At 57.5% G+C, this 3,134-nt stretch carries 2 protein-coding genes; one reads left to right on the plus strand and one right to left on the minus strand.

Annotation, left to right across the window (positions count from 1 at the left end; genetic code table 11):
* Positions 1 to 221: 221 nt before the first annotated feature.
* Complete coding sequence (locus NW856_RS10005; protein WP_414400077.1) at positions 222 to 1,061, plus strand: DUF6671 family protein; 840 nt, start codon at positions 222 to 224, stop codon at positions 1,059 to 1,061.
* Positions 1,062 to 1,193: 132 nt separating this feature from the next.
* On the opposite strand, the gene NW856_RS10010 is transcribed toward NW856_RS10005, so the two are convergent.
* On the minus strand, positions 1,194 to 2,777 hold the full coding sequence (locus NW856_RS10010; RefSeq protein ID WP_414400079.1) for an iron uptake porin: 1,584 nt from the start codon (positions 2,775 to 2,777) through the stop codon (positions 1,194 to 1,196).
* Positions 2,778 to 3,134: the final 357 nt, after the last annotated feature.

The raw sequence follows: 3,134 nt of genomic DNA on the forward strand, positions 1-3,134 counted from the left end.
GGATTGTTGGGGCCAAGGGCCGGATCCGGCAGCGCCTGGAAAACCTGCATCTGCCGCTGCCCCCAGAGCGGTTTGTGGACAGCCGTGAGGTGGCCTTGGCCGAGGCTGTTGCCCAGTTGGGCTTGCCGCTCGAGGCCAGTCCCCTGGTTTGAGTAACCCCAATTGGCCTGAGCCACAAAGCTGCGGGATCCGTTTGCCAGATCTAGGTTAAGTCTGAGTCTATGCAATGGAAGGGTCGGGTCGCCTACTTGGCAACCATGCATCGCAAAGAGCAGGTCATCGGCCCTCTCTTGGCCGAACATTTGGGGATCCAAGTTCAAGTAGTAGCTTTCGACACCGACCAACTGGGCACCTTTTCGCGGGAGCGGCCCCGACCGGGGGATCCCCTACAGACTCTGCGCCTGAAGATTGAAAGGGCTCGACAAGCTCATCCCGTCTCCTTGGTTTTGGCCAGCGAGGGATCCTTTGGCCCCCACCCCCAGATCCCTTGGATCCCTTGGAATCAGGAGTGGGTCATGCTCAGGGTTTTTGAACCCGGCGCGGAGCCCTTGGAGCTGGTCGGCTATGCAGAGAGCACCCAAACCAATTTCAGCCATCGCTGGGTGCAGAGCTGGGCAGAAGCGCTGGACTTTGCCCAAAGGGCGGGTTTTCCCCAGCACGCCCTGATCGCCCTCGACCAGCCAGAAAAGCCCCAGGTTATCCACAAAGGAATCCAAGACGAAGCAACCCTGAAGCAGGTGGTGGGGGAGCTGCTGGCTCGGCAGGGTGGCCTGCATCTGGAAACCGACATGCGGGCCCTGTACAACCCAACCCGGCTCCAAGTCATCGCAGCCGCCACCCAAAACCTAATCGCCAAAGCCCAAAGCCTGTGCCCGGCCTGCGGCACTCCTGGCTACTGGCAGATCCGCTCGGTCTCTGGACTGCCCTGCGGCCAATGTGGCGCCCCCACCCCCGTGGCCAAGGCTTGGGTATATGGCTGTGCTCGCTGTTCTCACACCCACACCGAGCCTGTGGCAGAGCCCTGGGCGGATCCCGCTCAGTGTGCCTTTTGTAATCCCTAGCTTTGTCCCAAGCTTGACGTCAAGCCCAGGCTTTCATCCCCCCAGAGGGGCTGATGTAAGAAAATAGGGATCCAACCCAGTGGATCCCTACTTAACTTAACGACTTGAATGTCAGCGTAAGGACTCTGGGAACTAGAAAGCAAACACAGCCCGCAAGACACCCACGCCGATGGTTGGATCGGTATCCCCAGACTTGCTAGGCCCACCATTGGGATTGCTCACAAAGTAGGCTGCCGGGGTAAGGGTGAGGTACTCGTTCACCGGGAAGCTGTAGTAAACATCCACGATGAAAGGACGGCTGTCAAAAACTCCCTCCTCGGTGCTGACAATCGGTTGGCCAAACACCACACCGCCCTGAGCACCCTCAATGAAGAGATCCGGGAAAGCAAAGCCAAACAGGAACCCGTTGAAATCTTCATCACCCGGATCAATGGTGCCAGCCGGTACCACGTTGGGCAAGTTGTAATCCACATTGCCAGCAGTAAACCAGCCGGATACGGTAATTCGAGGGCTAAGCTCCCAGTTGGCTGCCACCGAGAAAGCATTGACACGGGCAGAAACATCTACCCTCGTCCTCCGCAGAGGGCCACGGAAAAGGGCTGTACCGTTGGCCAAGAACTCAGGGCCATCGTTTGCCTTCTGCAGATAGGTACTGGCAAACTGCAGGTAAATCTCTAGATTTTCATTCGGCAGGAAGCCCAGCTCCACCGCGTGGGCACTGTCGCTACCGGTTATACCGCTGTCGCCGAAGCCGTTGCCCAAGGCTTGAGCGTTCCTGGTGCTGTAGCTGTAGGCCAAGCGTAGTTGATCCGAGAGTCGGTAGCGGAAGCCAAACAGAGCTCCACCTGGCACGTCCGCCGTGGAGTTGGGAGCATCAGCAAAGTCGGAGAGAGCTTCGAAGGGTGTGCTGTAGTTGAATACATCGAACACACCTGAGCCAACGATACCCGTGTAGATGGTAGCTGCTTGGTTGAAAGCTGGGAATTGGTAGATCAGCTTGGCCAGGGTGAAAGTGCCACCGCCACCACCGCCAAACTCAAGGCCGGGATCCCCATCAAAGAACTCAGTCACAGCGTTGCGAGCTTGGAGACGAATGCGCAGGCGATCGCGACCCACAAAAGAAGCATCGAAGTTCAAGCGTACCCGATAGGGAAGAGTCATGTTGGCTTGGTTTTGCTCTGCTACTACCTCCCCATCAACAACTCTGTCTTCCGTGAGAGCGCTGCCTACAACAGCGGCGATGACTTGGGCATTCAACTTGGTAACCGGGTTGAAGACCTTCCCTTTCAAATCAGTAACATCGGCTTCCAGGGCATCCACCCGCCCGCGCAGGGCTGCCAGCTCAGCAGCAAATTCCTCTTGCAAGCGCTGCAGAGTGGCCAAGTCTTCCTTGGAGACTTTGTCGGCCAAACCGGCTGCAATCAACTCATTGATGCGATCCAAGCAGGCGTTCATACCGGCGGCAAACTCAAAGCGAGTCATAGCCCGGTTGCCGCGGAAGGTGCGGTCAGGGTAGCCGGCAATACAACCGTAGCGCTCCACCAAGGATTGCAGGGCTTGGAAGGCCCAGTCGGTGGGCTGCACATCCGAAAGCTCAGAGATGGAGGTGACCGGCCCGGTAGCTTGGGCATAAGCCACTCCAGGGGTCAGGATCGCTGCTGCACCCAGAGTGCCGGCCAGCAGCGTTTTCCAGTAGTTCGCGTGTTTCGCGGGCATGTTTCTCTCCTTGTTCTTTTCCTCACACCTTTTTGGCTGTAGGGATGTCCTCATAGAAGCGACAAACTGCCTACTCAATAACGAGCCTGGCAATTGGGGACTCTGGGAAGACATGATACAGCCGAAGTCCACATCGTCTACCACTTTACACACTTTCTGGGCAAGACTCAATGCGAGACCCAACTGCGGTAGATGATCGAGGCTCGATATCCACTACTCTACCTCAGGGATCCGGCTCTGGCTAGCGGGTGTATCTCAAACTGAGACAGAGCTCTCAAGCTGCAAGCTCCGGTGGGGATGGGCGGTACCGGACTCGAACCAGTGACATCCTGCTTGTAAGGCAGGCGCTCTACCGCT

The organism is Synechococcus sp. R3-13, from assembly GCF_047462195.1.
Lineage (GTDB): Bacteria > Cyanobacteriota > Cyanobacteriia > Thermostichales > Thermostichaceae > Thermostichus.

What these genes read in the sequence shown, in the direction of transcription:
- NW856_RS10005 (WP_414400077.1), top strand. Translation starts at nt 222, where the DNA reads ATGCAATGGAAGGGTCGGGTCGCCTACTTGGCAACCATGCATCGCAAA.
- NW856_RS10010 (WP_414400079.1), bottom strand. Translation starts at nt 2,777, where the DNA reads ATGCCCGCGAAACACGCGAACTACTGGAAAACGCTGCTGGCCGGCACT.